Raw genomic sequence first — 22,296 nt, 5'->3', positions numbered from 1 at the left:
GCTCCGGTGAACCGTGAGTGGTTAAAATCCACCGGTGGCAGGAACCAGCGTCACGCAGTCGAGCCCAAACAAGGTTCCCAAGGAGTCTTTGTTTTGACCGGTGACTTCCGCTCGCAGGACGTAGACGCCGTCGACGGGATCGAATGTTCCCAGTGCAATTGGACCGTGAGAAGTCGGTTTTTCGCCGGAATAGAAATCGACGTTCGCAGCGGCGGGCTGGCCGTTGACTGAGAAATTCACGATCCCATAGTCACCGCTCTTGGTGGCGTGCAGCGTTAGCGTCTCGGCCGCGGAGCCCGACGCTGGAATGCGGATTTCCACGGCGTCACCAATCCGCGTGTTTTTGAACAGCACTTGGTCGTCCTGGCTCCAGGTTCCCTTGAGCTTCATTCGCTTCAGGTTCTGTGGCTTCAGGGCGATGTGCTCTGGTTTGGAGAGGACATTTTTCACGTTCACCTCCACTGAATTAGGAAACGCGTTGCCGGTGCTGGAAGTGGTTGCATTGCGTGGCGTGGATTTCGTTGTTGGGACTGGCGGAACATTCAACACCTCCTCTTGGTCCGGCGCGTGGTTTGATTTGGTGTCAGCGTCGCCGTACCAGTAGACACCCACGCCGTAGCCCATGTCGCAATCCGTCCAGGACCAAACTTCCATGTCCAGTTTGAGCGAGCTGGAAAACGGCATGGTGTCGAGTGCTCGAGTGCGTGTCTCTGTGCTGAAACCTTGCGTGTTCTTTTCGTCAATCTTGGGTTTGCGGTTCAGTTGGTTGTACTGGTGGCTGAACGGTTGAGCATGAAACGGATGCTCATAAAAGTCGGTGCTGCGCCCGCCCCAGGAATAGGCGTAGTAATCTTCGGTTCCGGTGCCAAAAATCGAAGGGAACGATTCGCCGTCGATGAAGATCTTTTCGTCACCTTCTCCCCACCATCGTTCCACTGGATTCATGATCGTGAGCGTATCGCCGACATACACGCCACGACCGTGCAAGGTGACGTAATTCCAGTCGGAGTAAGGGCGTGTCGGCACAGGGTATTGACCTCGCCAGCCAGCGTGGAAGTACATGCTGGACGAATCCCATTTCCAGTCGTCAATCGTGGCGGAAAGTTCAACGTCGACTGGATCTTTGCCCAGGTTCACGACAGAGATTTTCGCGTTGTTTTGGTACGGCATCACCCATCGGCAGGTCATCGTGCCATCGGCATCCACCGTGCGATACCAACCCTGGAATGGATTCAAACCGATGCCACCGCCGAAGAAGTCGCCGATCGGACACCACACAGTTTCCTTGTCGTCAAAGCGGATCTTCAAGACGACATGCCGCGTCACGTTCGGGTCTTCGTAACTGCCTAACTTGAGCGACAACGATGTGATCGCTGCCTCCTGTGCGGGTAGCGAGACCGATTGCTCGTTTCCACCGGCGAGGGTCTCTTTCAGATTCACAACGTCACCCGACCCGGATGTGCTGGGCGATAAAAGTTTCTGACAGGTTGTGTCAATCAGCCGTTTCGCCGACTGGAAGTCGTCCATCGAGAACGTCTTCACGGCGACATCTTCCTCGTATTCCCGGTAGGTGAACTGAAAGAAAAACGGATGGTCCGACATCGTCACCTTGCAACTCTTGGCGTACGGAATCGGGAAGAACGAAACAGCCGATCGCAGAGATTCGTGGGCGAGTGGAAACGGGATCAGTCCCTTTCCCTGAAACAAGTCGAACATGTTTCCTTCGATGGCGGGCTTCGAGGCACCATCCAGGTAAAACCGAATGACAACATCGGTTCCTGGCTGCAGCTGGTTTTTCCAAGGCACCCAAAAGCGAGTGATCGCTCCGGCGCCTTCGTCCTCCATCACCACGTACTCTTTGCGCCCCTGGTTGTCTTCTACGCGAACGTAATTCTTGTGAGTGTCGTTTGTGTTTCGATCGAAATTGTCAAACCAACCTTTGGGATCGTCGGGGGTTTTCGAAGCACGGTTGTAGCTGCTCGCCTGCTTCAGTCGGAACTCATGATGAGGGTAGCGAGCGACCTTTTCTCGGTCAGTCATCTCATGCAGAAGTGACACGAGGGTCACCGGCTCATTTGCAGAGGAGTTGGTGGCGATCACAACGCCAAAAACGGCAACGATGGCAAGCTTGAATCGGAAATGCATTTTGGTCACAGGTCCTGAGTCACTCAAGATTTGAGTTGAGATGTCTTTGGGTGGGGAGAAGCGTGAACAAGAGATCGAGTCAAATCCCTGGCTCTCGCATGCGTCGTTCGACGTTGCGAATTTCGCCACGATCGTGGCGATACAGCCATTGCCGGGCCGGTGAAGGCCTGGTTTGAACGGTGAAAGTATCCACCAAACCCAGGCGAGGTGACACCGTGCAATTTCAAGACTTGCCCGTCGGCTTGCCATTTGGATCGTCCCGCGGCAATGACAACAGGATCGACCGGGGACACGTGGCCGCCAACCCTATTCAGGCCACCCGAGTCAGTTGCGTTTCGGCCGCGACACCGCTCAGCATCGAGCGAACAGGTCGTGGGTTTCTTGGAGTTTCGATCGTCGAGGCGAGTCAGTTTTCTGGTGTGGGGGCCTGGCTTTCCCCGCCGTGGGTTTTATTGAGTTAGAATGGTTGGTCAGAGCACGGTGTTTGGCGGGTGCCGAGGTCGATCAACAGGCAACATCCCGTGCACGTTCGAAAAGATTGATGGCGGGAACACTGGGTATGACAAAGTCGAAGTCACTTTCCGGCGAGAAGGCTCCCAAGAGGATCCTCTGGAAGGTCTTGTTGATCGCATTGGTGGTGAGTGCCACGGCGGTCGGGGGCGGCGGTTTCTATCTCTATCGAACGGAGCAAAACAGGTTGGCTCAGGCTGCCGCATCTTCTGCCGCCATGGCGGAGCAGATGAAGGTGCAAGCTGAGGCGATGAAGTACCGGGAACAGTATGCTCTGAGTGCACAGGATCTGAAGGCGGAAACGTTTCGGACGATGTTCGAGCGGTTTCCAATCGATGTGGCGAGTCAGCGAACCCGGCTTCGTGATGCGGTCAAGGCTCGGGCGAAGGTGGATCCTCATCTGGAAACGGCGCTGCTGGATGTCTACGACGCGCCTTTGGTTGGCGAAGATCCGCCCCTCTTTTTTGCGGACTTATGCGACGAGTTCATGGCCGACGTTGAGCTGATGCTGGAAGACTTTGTTCAACGCAATCCAGACCTCGACAACGTCGAGCCAATCACAAGCAGTCTTCGTGAGTGCTTTTATTTCGGATACCGTTCGGAACATCCGCCGAAGAAGGTCTTGGAGGAGGTCATGGAATTGGAGGCGATAGACGACCCTCTCGTTTTGCTGGCCCTTTTGAAATGCGATTTCGGGGACACGAGAGAAACAAATTTCGAACGTGTCGGCAAAGCTTCGGATCGGATTGCAGAGTCGCCGGAGTCGTTCGATCCAGTGCTTGCCGCGTTGGTGCACAGTGAATCCTTGTTGTGCCACGCCGTAGACAGGAACTCGGATGGTTATGACGCGGCGGTGCGTCGGTTTCTTGCGGCTTGGCCTGTGGCATGGCAGGAGGCTTCGAGTCGCAGTCCCAGTGTTGGCCGCGATCACGTGTGCTTGACTCGGATGCTGCAGGCGGTGGATGTCCTCAACTCCGTTGCCCAAATGGACTTTCTGGATGGATTGACATCGGCAGAACAACCGGACGTCCCCGCGTTTGTCGTGCATGCTGTGATTGGGCAGTTTTATAGAAGGGTGGCCTGGGACAATCGAGGAACGAGTTATGTTTCAGAGACTGCCCCCTCCGCAATGGAAACATTTGGAGAACTGGCCAATGTGGCGTCGACGCACATGGTGGAAGCCTACTTGCTTCGGCCTGAACTGGCCATGTTGGCCAGTGCTCCGCTGGGAATGCAAATGGCGAGTGGTAGCACGCCTTTGTCAGTGCACCACTGGTTCAGGCTGGCCCTGAGTGGGCATCTCGATCATCAACGCGCCTACGACAGCTATAGCTTTGCCTCGATGCCTCGCTGGGGAGGCAGCGAAGAGCTGCAGCAGTCAATTGCATCGAAGTGCTTGGATACTGAAACGCCGGACGGATTGGTTGCTCTGCACTCTCATCTGTTCATGCGATTCTATTTTGCGCGTCGCACATCCGATGTTTCGATGTTGGACGAGCCCGGGAATTTGATGTGGGCACGGCGTTCAGTCGACGCTTGGCGCAAGCTCAGCAATGCGAATCGAACATATCATTACGGCGAGAGAAATTTGGGGGACGCCCTGCAAATCCTGTGGGAGGCCGGGCAGTTTGACGATGTCTCAGCGTTGCTGGAAACAATCGGCCAACGCAGTCGCATCGTGAATTGGAAAACGCACAACATGGATGAGGAAGAGGTGCGTTTCATCTGTCGAATGGCCTGCGGGGCATCGTACTTTTCGTGGATGCCAATTCATCAACAGCTGGTGTTCAATAGTGAAAGGTTGGACCCTGCAAAAATTGCTAGTCTGAATCCGCGGTTGGACGATTTGGAATCCATTTGGTTGGACGATCCGGATTTCATTGCGGAGCGTTTTTCTGATTTGTCCGCTGAGGCGATAGAGTCAAAGCGAGAATATGCCATGCGAATGCTGGCTCGCCGGCGAACCCAATTGAATCTCTTGGACCGTTTTCACCGCGGCGAGCAAGTCAAGTTCACGGTCAACGAACTTGCCGCCAGCTTCATCCCGGCTGGCAACCACTCACGTTTGGAGTTGCGGTCGAGTGAGAAGTGCATTGGCGAAGCGAATCAGCTTGACCTGGAGTTGAACGGAGCGGATGGGGACGAGCAAATTGGTGAGCAGAGCAACGCACCGTCCGGTTTGGAAACGGTCGAAGTCATCGCCGAGAGTGACGATCCCATGGGAGGGTATCAAATCGAAACGGATTGGTTGGACCACTCCTTTTTTCTATGGAACCAGATTCGCTATCCATTGCCGGCTCGATATGAGGTCACGGTGACTTTCATGGACGCGACGAGATCTCCGTATGGCGTTGGTTTGCTCTGCGGCCCGGATGGAAACGGGGGCCTGAGAAACGAATTGCGTGGGGCTCAAATTCGGTTCTGTCCAGGAGCCAAGTTTCTCTGTGTCAATTCGGTTCCCGAGAAAGCAATGTCATCCTCGTTTTATAAAGAATGGTCCTTGTCGAGTGAGAATATGCGAACCGCTCGCCTGCGACTGGACGTCGGCGAACGGGGGTACAAGGCTTTCTTCAATGATCACTGCTTTCACGAGTCCGAGTCGCCACTGCGGACAGACGGATTGTTTCAAGTGGGACGATGCAGCAGCCGTGTTTACACACTTCCAACTGGCCAGAAGAGTGTCTTCAACCTCTATGACTTTGAGGTTCAGAAGCTGCACCAAGACCCTTTTGCTGAAAGCCAGGTCGATGATGGGGGAACGGATTTTTTTGAGTCGGAGGAAGGACGCTTGGACGACGCAGAGGACTTCCTTTGAGTGGTGGCGGCTGAGCGGATTCGGTTGCTGCTCCGGCGACAGTTGTTGTTGAGCGCCAGGTCGAACGCGAGCGTTTCATATCGGTTGGTGGCAGGGACCAGCGTGACGCCATCGGGCCCGAAAAAGGTCCCCCACGAATCTGCGCTTTGGCCATCCCACGCGTGCCTCGCTGACGCATCGGGTTACCATTTCGGCGGGCTCGGGAGCCTATCGTACGGGATACGAACCGGGGGCATTCGGGGATGAGGCGGCAAACAACTGTCGTCGCTCCGCGACTTGGGATTTGTGTGCCGTCGGCGTGTGACCTTGGGTTGGAAACCCAAGGCTTTCGGCTGCCGTCGCTCCGCGACTGGTCGTCGGTATCGGGACGTTTGAACAACCGCGGAGCGGTGACAGTTGTTAGCCTCGGGTTTTCAACCCGAGGTCTTGGGCATCACCACCTGGCTCGGCAAGCCGCGGAGCGGCGACAGGTGGCGAGGGATGCGATGGGGGCGGATTGAAAAAGTGAAATTGTAAATTGTAAATTTCAAAATCTGGGCCGTGGAGGCGATGGCGGGGCGCGCACCGGGGGATCGTTTGGCGGGGAGCTTCGCCCCGGATGGGGCCGTCTTTCTTAGCTCGGGGCGGAAGCCCCGAGACCGATCGCGGACCACAGACGGTCGCCCCGGACGGGGCCGGCGTCGGGCATGCCGCGCGGGTCTCGCTGACGCGTCGGGTGCCATTTCGACGGGCTTGGGAGCCATCGTACGGGATGCGAACCGGAGGGCATTCGGGGATGACGCGGCAAACAACTGTCGTCGCTCCGCGACTTGGGAGTTGTGTGCCGTCGGCGTGTGACCTTGGGTTGGAAACCCAAGGCTTTCGGCTGCCGTCGCTCCGCGACTGGTTGTCGGTATCGGGGCGTTTGAAGAACCGCGGAGCGGTGACAGTTGTTAGCCTCGGGGTTTCAACCCGAGGTCTTGGGCATCACGACCTCGCTCGGCAAGCCGCGGAGAAACTATGGAGGGGGCAGGTCAGAGTGGAAAAGATTTGGCACACTCGTTGGGACGTTTAATAGCTTTTGAAACAATCCACAACGAGGTACCAAATCCATGTCCAAGTCTATCATGATTGGCTGCGACCTTCACGACCGCAGCATGCTCCTTCGCTACGCCGTCGGCACGCAAGTGCCCCAGCAACTTGCCCACGAAAACAATCCATCGGGACGCCGAAACATGATCGCGCGGATCAAACGGCTCGCTGACAAAGAGCGGTGCCAGCGAATTGTCTTTGCATACGAAGCCTCCGGGCTCGGGTTCGGGCTCTCCGACGAACTGCACGAAGCGGGCATCGAATGCTACGTCCTTTCGCCATCACTGTTGCCCACCACCCCGAAGTCCGCCAAGCTCAAGACGGATGCCAAGGACGCTCAAATGCTATTGGAACAAGTCCGTGGTCACGTTTTAGCCGGTAATTCGCTGCCGGTCGTCTGGACGCCACCCCAGCGACTTCGTGATGACCGGGAGCTCGTCCGGGCTCGGATCGACGTCGGCGACGAGCTGACTCGCGTCAAACTGAAAATCCTCTCGGGGCTGAAGCGACGCGGCATCACCAAGCCGTCGTGGTATCAAACCCACTGGACCAAGCGATTCGTTCGCTGGCTGCGAGAAGACGTGATCGCTCAGATGGACTCGGTCGTCGCCGCGACGTTCGAGCGACTAGCGGATCGTTACGAAGCCTTCCGTCAGGAACAGACCAAGCTCGACAGCGCGTTGCGAAAACTATCGGGCGAATCGCGTTACGCCGCTGCTCACAAAAGGCTGCGTGAGATCCCTGGTGTTGGGCTGTTGACGGCGATGACGTTCCTGACCGAGATGGGTGACCTGACGCGGTTCAGCAATCGCCGGCAAGTTGGTGCGTATTTGGGGCTGGTTCCTTCGAGTCATGAAAGTGGAGAGAGTGACAATCGCAAAGGCCGAATCACGCGTCAGGGGCCTGCCAGACTTCGCAAATTGCTCTGTCAAGCGGCTTGGGTATCGATCTCGCGGAGTGAGTCAGCGGCGAAGGACTACCATCGCATCAAACAGGGCCAAAGCAAACGAACCAAGAAAGCACTCGTGGCGATGATGCGGAAGCTCGGGGTGGTGATGTGGCATCGTGCCTTGGAGTGCGGTGTGTCGAGCGAACTACTCGGGCGGAGCGGCCCAGTTGATCTTCAAGAGGCTTCGAGGATGCAAGCTGCCTAGAAGAGAGAACGACCACCGTGCGATGCCACTGAATCCGCAATTGAAGTTGAACCACATCCAACAACCGAACCGTCACCTGCTAGGAGAGGAATTTTCGTCACAGGGTTGATGCTTGAAGTCTTTTGAAGAGATTCCCGCATTGGCCAAGAGTCCTTCGAGAGTCGCGATCGAATCGTCGCTGGGTCCTACCCGTCGCGGAGAATGATCCGGCTCTCACTTGAATCACCCGCTTTGCGAAGCGAACTCGTTTACTGATCTGACGGCAATCCTGTCACGATCGAATAGCAGCTTGCGATGCAGATCGGAATCTCCCAGCGAGATCCAAAATTCACCCTTGACGAAAAAACCTACATAGCAGCGGCGACAGGTGGCGAGGGATGCGATGGGGGCGGATTGAAAAAGTGAAATTGTAAATTGTAAATTTCAAAATCTGGGCCGTGGAGGCGATGGCGGGGCGCGCACCCGGGGGATCGTTTGGCGGGGAGCTTCGCCCCGGATGGGGCCGTCTTTCTTAGCTCGGGGCGGAAGCCCCGAGACCGATCGCGGACCACAGACGGTCGCCCCGGATGGGGCCGGCGTCGGGTCTGCCACGCGTGCCTGGCTGACGCGTCGGGTTGCCAGGAGGAGTGGATGTGCTTTTTTGATGAACGGTGGTTGAGCGAGTACTGTAAATTGAGTGCCGGAAAGGAGCGTCCGGGACCTGAGACCGCTCGTCAGTCATGGTCGATCGTTTCCAGACAATCATGCTCCTCGTCTTTCTTGCAAGTCAACCATCAAGCTCACCAGGGCATTTCGTTGAAGTACGAGCCTTTCACTGACGACGGGTGTGCAAGAGAGGATGTTCGTGCCTCGAAGAGACGACGCAGGCGGTGGACGATGCGGTTGATGGCTTCGCTGCTCGCATGCCTACCGGTTTTGCTGTTGGAATTGGGACTGCGTGGCCTGGACAATTCCGAGCCCCAGGCAATCGACTACGATCCGTATGTGGGGCTGAATCAACTGCGACCGCTGTTTGTTCTGAATGAAGAATCAGATCGATGGGAAATCCCATCGGAGCGATACAATTTCTTCCGGCCGGAATCTTTCTCCGCGAAGAAAGCACCTGGGACTCGACGTGTGTTCGTTTTGGGCGGGTCGACGGTTCAAGGGCGACCCTACGCGACGGAAACGGCTTTCTCAACTTGGTTGCGTCTGTCGTTGGAATCGGCTGACCGCGAAACGAAGTACGAAGTCATCAATTGCGGTGGAACAGGTTACGCCAGCTACCGGGTGGCCAAGATTCTGGACGAAGTCTTGGAGCACGAACCCGATGCGATTGTGCTGTACACAGGGCACAATGAATTCTTAGAGGATCGCACTTATGCGCACGTTCGCGAGCTGGGAACGGTGAGTCGTTGGGCAACCGGGATCGGATCGAAATTGCACACGGTTCGTTGGGTGCAATCGTTGTTCATTGCGTCGCAAGAACGGCCGGAGTTGGCTGCGAATGTTGACATGAAATTGGACCATCCTGGTGGATTGGACAGTTACCAACGCGACCCATCATGGCAACGTGGTGTGGAAGAACACTTTGCAGCCACACTGGAAAAGATGGTTGAGCGAACACAAAAGAACAACCTGCCGCTGATCGTGTGTGTGCCCGCGTCGGATCTGGTCAACACGCCGCCGTTTAAAATGCAAACGCGAGCGGATTGGACGGACGAAGAGGAAGATCGTTTTCGGTCCGCATGGACGATCGCTTGTGATCTGGAGCTGAATCCGACGCGGCGCATCGGCGCCCTTCGTGAATGCTTGCGGATTGACCGAGATCATGCCGGGGCGAATTATGCCTTGGGGCGACTGCTCTATGACCAAGGTGACAGTGATTCAGCGCGTCCATACCTGATCGCGGCTCGTGACCATGATGTTTGTCCGTTGCGAGCACCAAGTGCGATCATTGGGGCGACCAGGGAGATTGCCGATCGGTACGGCGTCCCGTTGGTCGACACGCCAGCGTTGCTGGACGAGCGAAATGTCCATGGCGACATGATTGCGGACCAAGTTCCTGACCCGGGGCGGTTTGTCGATCATGTGCACCCGAGCATTGCGGGGCACCAAAGAATCGCGGCTGCCTTGGTGCTGGAATTTCAGAAGCTTGGTTGGGTCGCGCTGACCGAGTCCAGTGCGGAGCTCAACGCGAATGCCGTCAAAGAGCACCTTGGGATGCTCGGGCAGGATTACTACGTTCGTGGCAAGCAGCGTTTGGAAGGCCTGCGATTGTGGACCCAGGGACGGGCGGGGCAATTGGCGACCGAAATCGATGAGGACGCATCCAACTTGCAAGACAGGCAGAAGCGTCCCTGATCAGGTTGGTTGATCAGGCCGTTTCAATCGAATGAGATGGCCACATCCAGTTCGGTGCCCGACCGTTTGTTCTTCCACGGCCAAGCCGAACGGATCAGTAGCCGGAGGCACCGGTTGCGGTGATGTTGATCGCAGGCAATCCGAGTTGTTGGCGGGCTTCGCCGAGCATCTCAGCGGTTCGGCTGGCGCCGCAGCGGGTCACACCAAGGGCTCGCACTTCGAGCAGGGTCTTCAGGTCTCGGACGCCGCCGGCGGCTTTGACTTGGACGTTCTCGCCCGAGTGCGCTCGCATCAAACGCAAGTCGTCCATGGTCGCGCCGCCGGTGCCGTAGCCGGTGGAGGTTTTGACCCAGTCGACTTGGAGCTCGGTGCAGATTTCACACAGGCGGATTTTGTGTTCGTCTTGCAGGTAGCAATTCTCGAAGATCACTTTGATCTTTTGCCCGGCCGCATGCGCCAGTTCGGTCACCGCACCGATTTCGTTTTGAACGTAGTCCCAGCCACCGCTGAGGACCTGCGAGATGTTGACGACGAAGTCGAGCTCTTCGCAGCCATCTTGGATCGCTTGCTCGGCTTCGGCTTTCTTGATCACCGTGGTGTGCCCACCGTGTGGGAAACCAATGGTGGTCGATGCTTTCACGCCGGTTCCCGCCAGTCGTTCCGCACAGCGTTTCAGGTAATACGGCAGGATGCAAACGCTGGCGACCTCGTAGGCAATCGCCAGGTCGATTCCGGAATTCAAGTCGGCTTCGATCAGCGTTGGTGAAAGCAGCGAGTGGTCCACCATCTTGGAAACGTCGTGGTACTGGTAGTCAGCCATGGGGAGCGGGTGTCCGTGGAGCGATTGCGAAGGGGGAGGTGTTTCGAGTCATGGAACGGCGGAGTCGAAACGGCCAAAGCTTACCGCCCAAGCGACGTAGCCACAATCAAAGCAGTTGATGCACACGCTGGCGCGAATCTCGATCCGGTGGGGGCGTGCATTGAGCAGGTGGATTGTTACGATACGCCGGACATCACGGCCCCCGACGGATTTGATTCATGACACTTCACCCGCAAGCTCAAACGTTCGTCGCTTGGTTGCGAGAAGCTCAGCCGCCACGCTGGGAAGAGCTCGGTGTTGAAAAAGCTCGCCGTGGGTTTGCTGCTTTGGTCGACAGCTTTGGCGAAGGGCCGAGGATGCAAACCGTCGAGGATCGTTTGGTGGAGGAAACCACTGTCGAGGGCCAGCGGCTGTCCGTGCCGGTTCGGCTGTATCGTCCCACCGGTTTGCCTGTCGATGCTCCCGTGATCATGTTCTATCACGGCGGCGGTTGGGTGCTGGGGAATGTTGAGTCGCACGATTCAACGTGTCGTCGTTTGGCGGAAGCTTCCGGGGCAGTGGTGGCGTCCGTTGACTATCGCTTGTCACCCGAGGCACCCTTTCCTGGGCCCGTTCAGGATTGCTTTGTCGCGACGAAAGCGATCGCGAACATGGCGGGGGAATTGAGTTTGGATGCGGGCCGGATGGCGGTGATGGGCGACAGTGCGGGAGGGAACTTGGCAGCGGCGGTGGCGTTGCTCGCCAAAGACGATCCCGATGTCTCGGTGAAGTACGCCGTGTTGGTGTACCCCGTGGTGACGCCAACGTTCGATTCCGGGTCGTACCGCGAATTTGAGTCAGGGTTTGGATTGACCAAGCGGACGATGCAGTGGTTCTGGGCCAACTATTTCGGCCGGGACGGAGCGGACCTCTTTGATGTCGACGCTTGTCACGAGGCGGATCCGTTGGCCGATCTGCTGAAGGCCGACTTCGGTGGGTTTCCGCCGACGCACGTCTTGGTGGCGGGGTACGACGTGTTGCGAGACGAAGGGTTGGCTCTCGCGGACAAATTGGACGCGTCGGGAGTGGAAGTGACTCGAGAATGTGCGTCCGACATGCTGCACGGTTTCGTTCACTTTGCCGGCCAGTTTGAGACGGGAGTCACCGCGATGCGGTCACTTGGAAAGCGAATCTCGAATCAGCTGCGTTGATCGGATTGGTGGGGATCCGCGGTTGGTTGCTTTCGGGCCGTGCGTTAGGCTGCCGCATGAACGAGTCCGAGTTCTTTCCGGAGTGATTCTATGATGTTGGCCGCGTCGCTCACTGAGATGCCCACTGCGTCCGCGCCCGCTTGGGTGATGGTGTTGTTCGCTGTCGTGATGATGGCGACCTACGTGGGGGTGGCGGTCGAGCGTTTTCATAAAACGGTGGCGGCCCTGTGCGGTGCAGCGGTTCTGGTGATCCTGAGCGTCTCGCTGGGGTTGTTTGAGTACCCGACGGTTTACAACTTCCTGAAAGAAGATCTCAACATCTTTGGTGTCATCATCGGCACCGGGATTTTGGTGGACGTGGTTGGCAAAAGCGGGCTGTTTCACTTCATCAGCATGTGGATCGTGCGGCTGACGGGAGGCCAAGCGAATCGGTTGTTCATGACGTTGTGTGTGGTCACGTTCTTGTTCGTCAGCGTGCTGACCATCGTTCCGGCGATGTTGATTCTGAGTTCATTGGTTTTGGTGATCTGCCGTTCGCTCGGTTACAAACCGATGCCGTTGTTGTTGTCGGTGGCCGTGTGTGCCAACAGCGGTGCGATCGCGACGTTCGCCAGTGGTTTGCCGAACATCATGATCGGAACCGCAGCCGGGATTCCTTACGTCGACTTCTTGCGAGTGTCGTTGCCCTACGCCGTGGTCAGTTTGGTCGTTGCGATCGCGGGGCTGCGATGGTTCTTCCGGAACGATTTGCCGTGGAAGCAATCCGAGGAGGACAAGGCCGCGCTGAAGCAACAGATCGACGGGTTTGATCCTTGGGCATTGGTGGAGGACAAAGGCGTCTTGCTGCGAAGCACGTTCATCTTGTTGGGCACGGTCGTTGGTTTTGCGTTGGCTCAGCCAATGGGCGTGGGCATGGATTTTGTCGCGATGGTGGGAGCCACCGCCGCCTTGCTGTTCTCTGGCAAAGGCGTCGAGGACGCGATTGGCAAGGTGAACTGGACCGTGATTTTGTTCTTCATGGGGTTGTTCATCATCATCGGCTGTGTGAAGCACACCGGGGCGTTGAAATGGGTGGCGCAGCAAGTCGTGATGGTGTCCGACAATCGGATTGAGTTGCTGGTGCCATTGATGGGCGGTTTTTCCGCGGTGGCGAGTTCGATCGTCGACAACATCCCGGTCGCGGCGACCCTGATTCCGATCGTCCAAGACGTTTCAGGTGGCGACACCGGCGTGCCTGCGGAGCCGCTGTGGTGGACGCTGGTGATCTGCTGCAATCTGGGCGGCAACGGAACGCCGATTGGTTCGATTTCCTGCGTGATCGCGATTTACGCTTTGAAACGGGAGGCCGGCATTCACGTGGGTTGGGGCACGTTTTTGAAGCTGGGTGGCGGCATCATGGTGGTGCAAGTCATCGGCGCGATTTTCTACGTGATGTGGATGCACCATCAGGGTTACATTCCTGATATCACGGCGGTGCCGACGTTGCCTGTCCACTGAGATTTCTTTTCTAGCGAGCGACTTGAGTAATGGATCAATCACCCGATTTGGATCGTGATGTCGATGATGCGATGCGGATGTTCGAGCGCGCGAAAGTGGGCTCGGCAACGCCACTGACGCCGATTCGTCCGGCCCGAGTGATCTTGGTATTGGATGGATCGCCTCAGGATGCAACGTCCATCGAAACCGCGAAAACGCTTCGCGACGAGTTCAATACCGAGACCTTGGTGCTGGACGCTCGCGATGGCGCGGAGGCGACCGATGTGGCCACGGAAGACGCGATTCAGGCCGCTCGTCAAATGAGCGGTGGCCGCGCGATCGCGCGAGGAGAAGGCGAGGCGTTTGAAGTCATCTTGCAGGCGTTGCGAACCCACGACGTGAACATGGTCATCGTTCCCTGCCCGTTTGGTCGCTCCTTCGAACGAGTCGGCACGGACAGTGTGGGCACCGTGATGGACGTGCTGCTGTCGCGGTGTCCGGTTCCGATCTTGGTGACACGCCGAGCCGATCAAGTCTTTCAGACCTGTCGCAAACGCGTCCTGTTGATGGCGGGCAGTGAATGCGATGTCGAGAGTCGAGCGGCGGCGTGGGCGTTTGGTTTGGCGGCACCGGGAGCGGAGGTCTCTTTGAACTTGGTCGTTGAGAAAGAGCACTTCGAAAACGTGCGCAGCATTTTGGAAGCGATTCGTCCTGGAGAAACGTTTGACGTCGACAAGTTGAGTGATGCTCTCGCGCAATCGCACACGCAATTGCATGCCGCGATGAACGCGACCGCTCGCGAGATGAAGATGAACTACGCGTTGGTGCCACAAGCCGGCGAGCTCGCACCGCCGCATCCACTCTCGGATTCGACGCAGCAGTTGCTGGTGATGCCATTGGAAGTCGACGACCGATTCATCCAAGGCTTTGTGAACGATCGACTTCGTCGCAGCCCGCATCCGTTGTTGATCGTGCCTGGGCACGTGATCGCGGAGTGATTTTCTGGTGGTCGGTCTGCAGCCCCGTAGCGAAAGTCGTGAAGACTTTCGGGGATTTGTCAGGCAAGTCGAAACTCGTGACGGCTTGTTGATTGAATCCTAACCCGAAGCGTGAGCGAGGGATCGCGTGCCATTGCAGCGAGCCTGTTGATCCCCCGCTGACGCTTCGGGTTGTGATTGAGAGCTGGTTGGTGCGGTCCAATTCACATCGCGTGAAGAACCGTGTTGGCCTGCATTCTAGGGAGCCTGCTTCGTTAGGACCGCCCCCGTTGGGGCTTTGCAATCTTGGTCCCGCCACAACCCAGGGCGTTGCCCTGGGCTGGAATAGAACTGCCCCGATGGGGCGAAGTCACTCTTCATTCCTGCGGGATGAAACTTGCGCATGGCCCAGCCCAACGCCCAAACGGCAGTCACATGATTGCACCCAATCCTTCCTGGGATTGTTGATTGATTCGGCAACGGCATTTCAACGCCTGTGGGATGGGCACTCTTGCCCGTCCGAGTGGCGGATGTCGGCCAAGAGTGGCCAACCTGCTCAGGCTTCTTGGATCCAAGCCCGGGCATCTTCGATGTTCGCGTGGTCGAAGTATTTGACGGCAGCCTTGGTGAACGGTTTGCAGAAGGTTGCCATGCCGGCTTCCCACTTCGATTCGCCGACGAGGGCCAGTCGTTCGATGTCGCTGAAGTGTTTCATTGCGAACTTGGTGTCGGCCCAGAGTGCGGCCGCGTCCCAGCCATGAAAATCGGTGAGCACGACCATCATCCGGACTTGTCCCCAGCGTTCGATTTGGGCATCGACGATCGGCACAAACTGCTCGTAGGCTTCCCCGGTGAGTTTGCCAGAGAGGATGAGTTCGATGACTTTGCCGTCAGCGAGTTCCGTGATTTCGTACGACATGCTGGTTTCCCTGCTGATCAATGGAAGTTGGATTTGAATTTCCAAGTGTCAGTTTAGCGAAGGGGCACAAGTGGTTGTTGGCCAGCGCAAAAAGCTCGCTCAGCCGTTGGGCAACGGCCCTCTTCAACTGAGACGAGCAACTCGTTGACCGACATGACCTTCGGGCCACATTCCGACAACAAGGAAGGCGCTGAAAGCAAAACGCCTCTAATTGACCCCCGTCCCCTTTTCGTCCCCCGCCTCTAATTGACCCCCGTCCCCTTTTCGTCCCTGGTTTTTTTCATGCCTTCGGCTTGAAGGGATGGTGGACATCCATTGCTTGGTGGTCTGTTCCAGGACTGGTGTGGCGCAACTCGTTCGCTTTTGGTTGGGCGGGGAAATCGAAAGTCTTGACGACTTTCGCTACGGCTGTGACGCTCTGCTTTGGGGGCGTGAGAGATTGCTCGTCCGTGGCGTTGTGACTGATCCAAGAACGCATGAAAAAAGCCTGGAGCGGAGGGTTCCGTTCCAGGCTTTTGGATTGATGCGTTTCGCAGATGGAGCGATCGGCCGATCGGGGTTCGCGATTGGTTGCAGGAGACGAACGGGACGCGAGCGCGTTGCGGCTGATTCAATCCACAGGCGGCTAAACAGGTCGGTATTTGGACTGTTTCGGTAAGCGTCGTTGCTCCCACGTCCAACCGGGGCTAACGCCCAAACGGCTCACATGATGATGCCCGATCATTCCTGCCGACCTGCTTAACGCCCAGGCGGTTCACAGGTCTTCTCGATCACTCCCAACTGCTTAGAGAGTCGCACGCAGCTTGGCACCGTTGCCGGCTTGGCCGAAGGCGGTCATGCGAGCGACGCAGACAGCTTTCATGGCAGCGCGGGCTGGTTTCAGGTACGCACGTGGGTCGAAGGCGGCTTTGTCTTCGGTCAAGACTTTGCGGATCGCACCGGTGATCGCCATGCGGCAGTCGGTGTCGACATTGATCTTGCGAACACCGCTCTTGATACCACGTTGGATTTCTTCGACGGGCACGCCGTAGGTTTGCTTCATCTCACCACCGTATTGGTTGATGATGTCTTGCAATTCTTGTGGCACGCTGCTGCTGCCGTGCATGACCAAGTGCGTGTTGGGGAGCTTGGCGTGGATGGCTTCGATGCGATCCATGGCCAGGACTTCACCGGTTGGTTTCTTGGTGAACTTGTAGGCACCGTGGCTGGTTCCAATCGCAACCGCCAAGGCATCGCAGCCGGTTTCTTCGACGAAGCGTTGGGCTTCATCGGGGTCGGTCAGCAATTGGTCGTGCGTCAGTGTTCCAACGGCACCGTGACCGTCTTCTTGTTCGCCGCCGCCGTCTTCCAGCGATCCCAGGCAACCGAGTTCGCCTTCGACGCTGACGCCACGAGCGTGGGCCATTTTGACGACTTCCGCGGTGACTTTGACGTTGTAGTCGTAGTCGGCTGGGGTTTGGCCGTCAGCTTCCAGCGAGCCGTCCATCATGACGCTGGTGAAGCCATTTTCGATGGCCGACAAGCAGGTCTCGGGGCTGTTGCCGTGGTCTTGGTGCATGACGATGGGAAGCTGTGGGTACAGTTCCGCTGCGGCGAGCATCAGGTGGCGAAGGTAGATGTCTTGGGTGTAAGCGCGAGCGCCACGCGAGGCTTGGATGATGACCGGCGAATCGGTTTCATCAGCAGCTTCCATGATCGCCTGGATCTGCTCCATGTTGTTGACGTTGAACGCCGCAACACCGTAATCGTTTTCGGCGGCGTGATCCAAGACAACGCGAAGGGGGACGAGTGGCATGGCGTTCAGTTCCTGAGAAGTCGTGTGTTTTTAGTGGGAAAGCCGCAATTATCTCGGTGGAACCCCATTTCGCAAGGGCATGAAAAAACCGCTCGCCCGTGGAGGGGCAAGCGGTCTGGCAAGTCAATGGAGTTGGTCGCTCAGGGGTTACTTGGCAGCCGCAAAGCGGGTGGCAACGGCATCCCAGTCGACCACGCTCCAAAATGCAGAAATGTAGTCGGGGCGACGATTTTGGTAGTGCAAGTAGTAAGCGTGTTCCCAAACGTCCAATCCCAGGATCGGCGTGCCAGCGATGCCGGCAACGGCTTCACCCATCAGCGGGCTGTCTTGGTTGGCGGTGCTGCCAACTTTCAGCTTGCCGTCGGAAACGTAGAGCCAAGCCCAGCCGCTACCAAAGCGAGTGGCAGCTGCGTTGGCGAACTGTTCTTTGAAGGCATCGAACGAGCCGCAGGCTTCGTCGATGGCTGCGGCCAGGTCGCCGGAGGGGGCGCCGCCCTTGCCGGGGCCCAGGATGGTCCAGAACAACGAGTGGTTGGCGTGTCCGCCACCGTTGTTGCGAACGGCTCCGCGTTTGTCATCGGGCACAGCCGACAGGTCGGAGATGACTTCTTCGATCGACTTGGAAGCCAAGTCGGTGCCAGCCAACGCGTCGTTGGTCTTGGTCACGTAAGCATTGTGGTGCTTCGTGTGGTGGATTTCCATCGTCCGCGCGTCAATGTGCGGCTCGAGGGCGTCGTAGGCATACGGCAATTCGGGCAGCGTGAAAGCCATGGTGCTCGTGGGGGTTTGTGGTTGGCGGAAGTAAAAATTGTGATTCGCGATAGCGTACCAAGCCGTCTAGGGGCGGGCGAGCGGGTCAATTCGCGGACGTTTCCGGTTCCAATGTTTCGGGGTCGAGAACGAATCGGTAACCCGCGTCCCGCACGGTCAATAAATGAATCGGGTCAGCAGGAGACGGTTCAATGGCTTTCCGCAATCTCGCGATGAATTGATCGACCGCTCGAGTCTGCAGATTGCCGGACATTTCCCAGACCTGAGTCAACAGCTCGGAGCGGTTGATCACGCGTTCGGGATTTTCGACAAAGTACCGGAGCAAACGGAGTTCCTTCGGGGTCATTTTGATGGGCTGGCCGTCGACGGAGACTTGGTGGGTTCGAAAGTCCGCTTCCACCCGGCCGAAAGCAATGGAGTCCACGCTTTCCGACACGGGTGCGGTGCGAGTCACCGCGCCAACGGGGGCGGCTTGCAGCAAGTTTTTGACGCGGCTGATCAGTTCGGACAAGTCAAACGGTTTGCTCATGTACTGGTTCGCACCGACGTCGAACCCGCGGGCGCGATCTTCGGACAACGTGCGAGCTGACAGCATCAGAACGGGAGTCATGTTGCCCGATTCGCGAATTTGTTCGCAAACGGTGTACCCGCTCATGCCCGGCAACATCAAATCCAACACGATCAAATCGATCGAGCTGCCGGAATGTTCGATCAGTTGCAGGGCAGAAGGGCCGTCTTCGACCAATGAAACACGGTAGTCCTCGGCTTCCAGGTTGTATTTGATGCCGACACCGAGGTGCCGCTCGTCTTCGACAACCAATATGTGAGCTCGCATCCGATCCCTTGATCCTTAGAAGGTGCTTTCGCGGGCCCGGTTCCTAGCGGGCCTGGGAAATTGTGACACGGAAAAAGGTTCCGACCAAGACGCCGGTGGCAGCCTGGCCGTCGCGGATGGAGGTCGGGCCGTTTTGCTTCACTCTCCCTTGGGGAGGGGCGGACCGCTTCGGGCCAGGGGGATTTCTTGTTCCCGGGCTCTGCCTGGGAACACACTGTCTTGGAGGCTCTGCCTCTCGGTTGTGTCTCAGCAGGCGGAGCCTGCCGTGCATCGCGTACCCAGGCAGAGCCTGGGTACGAGGAGCGTGCGGTGCCTCCCACTTGCGAAAGCCGCCTGTGAACGAGCGGCTTTCCTTTCTTTCTTGTTCCAGGCTCTGCCTGGGAACACACTGTCTTGGAGGCTCTGCCTCCCGGTTGTTTCTCAGCAGGCGGAGCCTGCCGTGCATTGCGTACCCAGGCAGAGCCTGGGTACGAGGAGCGTGCGTGGCTCCCACTTGCGAAAGCCGCCTGTGAACGAGCGGCTTTCCTTTCTTTCTTGTTCCTAGGCTCTGCCTGGGAACACACTGTCTTGGAGGCTCTGCCTCCCGGTTGTTTCTCAGCAGGCGGAGCCTGCCGTGCATTGCGTTCCCAGGCAGAGCCTGGGAACGAGGAAAAGGCTCATCAATCAAAACGGCGTTTCGGGAGCGGTGCATCAGGCGGAAACCGCTGAAAAGCGGCTTCGATCAACTGCATGACCTCGATTCGGTTCCCAATCCGGAGACTTGATGCAACCGGGAGACGTTGCCGGCTCAAAAACTCCAGGGGGGGGTGAAAACGGTGGTTCTTGGCGGTCGATGTGGGGGTCCGCTGATTGTCGCTCGCAGGACGCAGGGCTACACTACGTCTGTCGCCCCCAAGACGTCCCGCCCACTCGTAAATTGCATCCAATAGATCGCCCATGAGCTCCTCCTCCAGTTTGGAAATTCAACGAGCCGACACTGTCCGAGTCCAATTCGGGGAAACCAACCTTGAGTTGCCTTTGTTGGAAGGTTCCGAAGGTGAACAGGCGATTGATGTCAGTCGTCTGCGTGCCGACACCGGCGTGATCACTTTGGACGACGGGTTCGTCAACACCGGCAGCACTCGCAGTGCCATCACGTTTTTGGACGGTGAAAAGGGCATCCTGCGTTATCGCGGTTATCCAATCGAAGAACTGGCCAAGAGTTGCGATTTCGTCGAGGTCGCCTACCTGCTGATCTTTGGTGATTTGCCCAGCAAGGACGAAATCGAAACATTCCGTTCGGGCATTCGTGAACACACGATGATTCACGAGGACATGCGGTCGTTCTACAACGGCTTCCCTCGCGATGCTCACCCGATGGCGATCCTCAGCAGTGTGGTGGGAGCGTTGTCGACGTTCTACCAGGACTCGATGGATCTGAATGACCCTCGCCAGGTCGAGATCTCGATGTATCGATTGATCGCGAAATTGCCCACGATCGCAGCTTACAGCTACAAAAAATCGATGGGCCAACCGTTCATGTACCCCAAGAACGAGTTGGATTATTGCGAGAATTTCTTGTACATGATGTTCGCGACACCGACCTCGGATTACCTGGTCGATCCTGATTTCGCGGAAGCACTGAACTTGCTGTTCATCGTGCACGCTGACCACGAGCAGAACTGCAGCACCTCGACCGTTCGCATGGTTGGCAGCAGCAACGCCAACCTGTTCGCATCGATCTCCGCCGGCATTGGTGCCTTGTGGGGGCCGTTGCATGGCGGTGCCAACGAAGCCTGCGTCAACATGCTGGAGCAAATCGCAGCGGATGGCGGCAACGTTCAGAAATACGTCGACATGGCGAAAGACAAAACGAACGACTTCCGCATCATGGGCTTCGGTCACCGCGTTTATAAAAACTCGGATCCCCGAGCGACCATCATCCGAGCCAGCTGTGACAAATTGCTGGCCAAGTTGAATCTGGATGATCCCTTGTTCGAGGTCGCTCAGAAGTTGGAAGAAGTGGCGCTCAAAGACGAATACTTCATCGAGCGGAAGCTTTACCCGAACGTTGATTTCTATTCTGGCGTGATTTACCGAGCGCTTGGGATTCCCATCCAGATGTTCACCGTTCTATTCGCGATCGGTCGACTCCCTGGTTGGTTGGCTCATTGGCGTGAAATGCACTCCAACCCAGCCTCGCGAATCAATCGCCCGCGTCAGATCTACACGGGTGCGACAAAGCGAGACGTGGTGCCCGTCGACCAACGCTGATCGTCGGTCTAAGCGAACGAGACGTCTTTTGTGTAGAGGTCCAGCATTTGACCTTGGACCTTGACGGCCCGAAGCAGCGTCCAAAGTTGGTCCGGGGAGAACTCGACCGGGCCGTCGTTCATCAGGGTGTCCAATTCGTGTGAGACGGCCGCGTGTTGGTCGGTGGCCGCTTCGAATCGAAAGCTGACGTTTTGCCAGACGGAGTTTAGAACTGCCGGGTCGTCCAGCCGCGAAGGATTGACCTCTTGATTGAGGATCATCAAGCACAGGCGCGCGACGTCCGTCGGCGACAGTTCGGGTCGCAGTTGCGAGACTTTCTCAGCGAGTTCGTGGCACTTCATAATGAAGCCTACGTCATCGTTGCACAGCGTTTCAGGAAAACTGTCTGAAAAGTTGACCCAATCAGCCAGGTTCGGATTCGTGACCGTGTGTTGTGCGAGCGATCGGAGGCTCACGCGGGCAGAATCGTTCGTGGTCCAGCCTGAATCAGTCCAGTGGCGTCGTGTCAGGCTCGATCTTCAACCCGCTCAGGACTTCGTTGAGTTTCGCTTCGAGGTCGTCGAGCTGAGCGAGCACATCGTCTTGGCGACGTTCCAGCTCTTCCAGCAACATTCCAGGTGCTTCTGCGTCTGATTCAGCAAGCGAATGTGGCAACATCAAGTGAATTCCGGTTGGAGACGAGCACGATCAACGTGTTCTGGTGCGATCCATCACGCAAAGATTCCCGCGACGCAATGCGTGCGAGATGACCTCCGCTGTTGCTGATCGATCGGCTGATTCTGCACCGATTTGCACTGACGATTCGGTCGTGACGGTCGGTCCGGTGAAGCAAGGGCTGCGGGTCCAATCGCCTGTTCCGGTCTGGTAAACCTTGCCGGCTCATTGGCAGGCGAAAGCAATCTCGCCTGGAGGGAGGCCGTGCCGTTTTCAGGTGCTGCGTTTTGGCGGGTTCCTGCCTTTGAGAACCACTCCCGAAACGAAGTTTTGGGGGGTGACTCCGTTCAGGCATACGCGAGGGAGGGGGCCGGGTATGAGAAGCGGCGCGTGATGCCGCTCTCCCGGCAATCTCGCTGAACGCTCGATTTCCGACCCCTCCCGTTGCAGCTTGTCGATTGAGTCGTCCACGAGGTTTGAACGCCGGTAGGATGGGCACTCTTGCTCGTCCAGGTTGCGGATGTCGGCCAAAAGTGGCCAACCTGCAGCGAAATCGACAAGCCGGTTG

The 22,296-nt window shown here is 57.3% G+C and carries 16 protein-coding genes; 7 read left to right on the top strand and 9 right to left on the bottom strand.

The window, feature by feature from the left end; genetic code table 11:
* Positions 1 to 21: 21 nt before the first annotated feature.
* Positions 22 to 2,058 carry a glycoside hydrolase family 172 protein gene (locus UH5x_RS10540; protein WP_482635634.1) on the bottom strand — a complete coding sequence of 679 codons (2,037 nt, stop codon included), beginning with the start codon at positions 2,056 to 2,058 and terminating at the stop codon, positions 22 to 24.
* 166 nt (positions 2,059 to 2,224) lie between these two features.
* Entirely contained in the window at positions 2,225 to 2,359 is a 135-nt protein-coding gene (locus tag UH5x_RS10535) for a hypothetical protein (RefSeq protein WP_482635633.1), read from the bottom strand.
* A 345-nt stretch (positions 2,360 to 2,704) separates the two neighbouring features.
* Between UH5x_RS10535 and UH5x_RS10530 the strand changes: the two genes are divergently transcribed.
* The 3 genes from UH5x_RS10530 (at position 2,705) to UH5x_RS10520 (ending at position 10,038) form a co-directional block, all read left to right on the top strand.
* A complete protein-coding gene (locus UH5x_RS10530; RefSeq protein ID WP_482635632.1) occupies positions 2,705 to 5,470 on the top strand; it encodes a hypothetical protein in 2,766 nt (921 codons plus the stop codon).
* A 1,091-nt stretch (positions 5,471 to 6,561) separates the two neighbouring features.
* The gene (locus tag UH5x_RS10525) at positions 6,562 to 7,695 is read left to right on the top strand and encodes an IS110 family RNA-guided transposase (RefSeq protein WP_482633045.1); all 1,134 of its coding nucleotides are present in this window, start codon (positions 6,562 to 6,564) and stop codon (positions 7,693 to 7,695) included.
* 795 nt (positions 7,696 to 8,490) lie between these two features.
* Positions 8,491 to 10,038: a hypothetical protein gene (locus tag UH5x_RS10520; protein ID WP_482635958.1), complete on the top strand. Its 1,548-nt coding sequence runs from the start codon at positions 8,491 to 8,493 to the stop codon at positions 10,036 to 10,038.
* Between the two features lie 94 nt (positions 10,039 to 10,132).
* Here UH5x_RS10520 and deoC read toward each other — a convergent pair whose 3' ends face one another.
* Positions 10,133 to 10,858: a deoxyribose-phosphate aldolase gene (gene deoC, locus UH5x_RS10515; protein WP_482635631.1), complete on the bottom strand. Its 726-nt coding sequence runs from the start codon at positions 10,856 to 10,858 to the stop codon at positions 10,133 to 10,135.
* 218 nt (positions 10,859 to 11,076) lie between these two features.
* Here deoC and UH5x_RS10510 point away from each other — a divergent pair, with 218 nt between their 5' ends.
* The 3 genes from UH5x_RS10510 (at position 11,077) to UH5x_RS10500 (ending at position 14,522) form a co-directional block, all read left to right on the top strand.
* Positions 11,077 to 12,048, top strand: a complete 972-nt coding sequence (locus UH5x_RS10510; RefSeq protein WP_482635630.1) for an alpha/beta hydrolase — start codon at positions 11,077 to 11,079, stop codon at positions 12,046 to 12,048.
* 90 nt (positions 12,049 to 12,138) lie between these two features.
* On the top strand, positions 12,139 to 13,545 hold the full coding sequence (locus UH5x_RS10505) for an ArsB/NhaD family transporter (RefSeq protein WP_482635629.1): 1,407 nt from the start codon (positions 12,139 to 12,141) through the stop codon (positions 13,543 to 13,545).
* A gap of 29 nt (positions 13,546 to 13,574) precedes the next feature.
* Positions 13,575 to 14,522 carry a hypothetical protein gene (locus tag UH5x_RS10500; protein WP_047813696.1) on the top strand — a complete coding sequence of 316 codons (948 nt, stop codon included), beginning with the start codon at positions 13,575 to 13,577 and terminating at the stop codon, positions 14,520 to 14,522.
* 535 nt (positions 14,523 to 15,057) lie between these two features.
* Here UH5x_RS10500 and UH5x_RS10495 read toward each other — a convergent pair.
* The 4 genes from UH5x_RS10495 to UH5x_RS10480 all read right to left on the bottom strand — a co-directional run bounded on the left by UH5x_RS10495 (position 15,058) and on the right by UH5x_RS10480 (position 18,821).
* Positions 15,058 to 15,420, bottom strand: a complete 363-nt coding sequence (locus UH5x_RS10495) for a SpoIIAA family protein (RefSeq protein ID WP_482635628.1) — start codon at positions 15,418 to 15,420, stop codon at positions 15,058 to 15,060.
* A gap of 784 nt (positions 15,421 to 16,204) precedes the next feature.
* Entirely contained in the window at positions 16,205 to 17,215 is a 1,011-nt protein-coding gene (gene fba / locus UH5x_RS10490) for a class II fructose-bisphosphate aldolase (protein ID WP_047813693.1), read from the bottom strand.
* Between the two features lie 147 nt (positions 17,216 to 17,362).
* Positions 17,363 to 17,986 carry a superoxide dismutase gene (locus UH5x_RS10485; RefSeq protein ID WP_047813692.1) on the bottom strand — a complete coding sequence of 208 codons (624 nt, stop codon included), beginning with the start codon at positions 17,984 to 17,986 and terminating at the stop codon, positions 17,363 to 17,365.
* An 85-nt stretch (positions 17,987 to 18,071) separates the two neighbouring features.
* Complete coding sequence (locus UH5x_RS10480; protein ID WP_047813691.1) at positions 18,072 to 18,821, bottom strand: response regulator transcription factor; 750 nt, start codon at positions 18,819 to 18,821, stop codon at positions 18,072 to 18,074.
* A gap of 936 nt (positions 18,822 to 19,757) precedes the next feature.
* Here UH5x_RS10480 and UH5x_RS10475 point away from each other — a divergent pair.
* Positions 19,758 to 21,074 (top strand): citrate synthase, encoded by a 1,317-nt coding sequence (locus UH5x_RS10475; protein WP_047813690.1) that lies wholly within the window; start codon positions 19,758 to 19,760, stop codon positions 21,072 to 21,074.
* Positions 21,075 to 21,082: 8 nt separating this feature from the next.
* Here UH5x_RS10475 and UH5x_RS10470 read toward each other — a convergent pair whose 3' ends face one another.
* Together UH5x_RS10470 and UH5x_RS10465 are read right to left on the bottom strand one after the other, a co-directional pair.
* Positions 21,083 to 21,529, bottom strand: coding sequence for a hypothetical protein (locus tag UH5x_RS10470; protein ID WP_236696127.1), 447 nt, complete (start codon positions 21,527 to 21,529; stop codon positions 21,083 to 21,085).
* Positions 21,530 to 21,560: 31 nt separating this feature from the next.
* A complete protein-coding gene (locus tag UH5x_RS10465; protein WP_236696126.1) occupies positions 21,561 to 21,731 on the bottom strand; it encodes a hypothetical protein in 171 nt (56 codons plus the stop codon).
* Positions 21,732 to 22,296: the final 565 nt, after the last annotated feature.

The organism is Rhodopirellula sp. UH5, assembly GCF_056839225.1.
The sequence above is the reverse complement of the archived record's forward strand: the minus strand, read 5'-3'. Positions and strand labels throughout refer to the sequence as shown.

Excerpts from the sequence above, each read along its gene's own strand:
- UH5x_RS10530 (WP_482635632.1), top strand. The coding sequence starts at position 2,705 with ATGACAAAGTCGAAGTCACTTTCCGGCGAGAAGGCTCCCAAGAGGATC.
- UH5x_RS10525 (WP_482633045.1), top strand. The coding sequence starts at position 6,562 with ATGTCCAAGTCTATCATGATTGGCTGCGACCTTCACGACCGCAGCATG.
- deoC (WP_482635631.1), bottom strand. The coding sequence starts at position 10,858 with ATGGCTGACTACCAGTACCACGACGTTTCCAAGATGGTGGACCACTCG.
- UH5x_RS10510 (WP_482635630.1), top strand. The coding sequence starts at position 11,077 with ATGACACTTCACCCGCAAGCTCAAACGTTCGTCGCTTGGTTGCGAGAA.
- UH5x_RS10505 (WP_482635629.1), top strand. The coding sequence starts at position 12,139 with ATGATGTTGGCCGCGTCGCTCACTGAGATGCCCACTGCGTCCGCGCCC.
- UH5x_RS10500 (WP_047813696.1), top strand. The coding sequence starts at position 13,575 with ATGGATCAATCACCCGATTTGGATCGTGATGTCGATGATGCGATGCGG.
- UH5x_RS10495 (WP_482635628.1), bottom strand. The coding sequence starts at position 15,420 with ATGTCGTACGAAATCACGGAACTCGCTGACGGCAAAGTCATCGAACTC.
- fba (WP_047813693.1), bottom strand. The coding sequence starts at position 17,215 with ATGCCACTCGTCCCCCTTCGCGTTGTCTTGGATCACGCCGCCGAAAAC.
- UH5x_RS10485 (WP_047813692.1), bottom strand. The coding sequence starts at position 17,986 with ATGGCTTTCACGCTGCCCGAATTGCCGTATGCCTACGACGCCCTCGAG.
- UH5x_RS10480 (WP_047813691.1), bottom strand. The coding sequence starts at position 18,821 with ATGCGAGCTCACATATTGGTTGTCGAAGACGAGCGGCACCTCGGTGTC.
- UH5x_RS10475 (WP_047813690.1), top strand. The coding sequence starts at position 19,758 with ATGAGCTCCTCCTCCAGTTTGGAAATTCAACGAGCCGACACTGTCCGA.
- UH5x_RS10465 (WP_236696126.1), bottom strand. The coding sequence starts at position 21,731 with ATGTTGCCACATTCGCTTGCTGAATCAGACGCAGAAGCACCTGGAATG.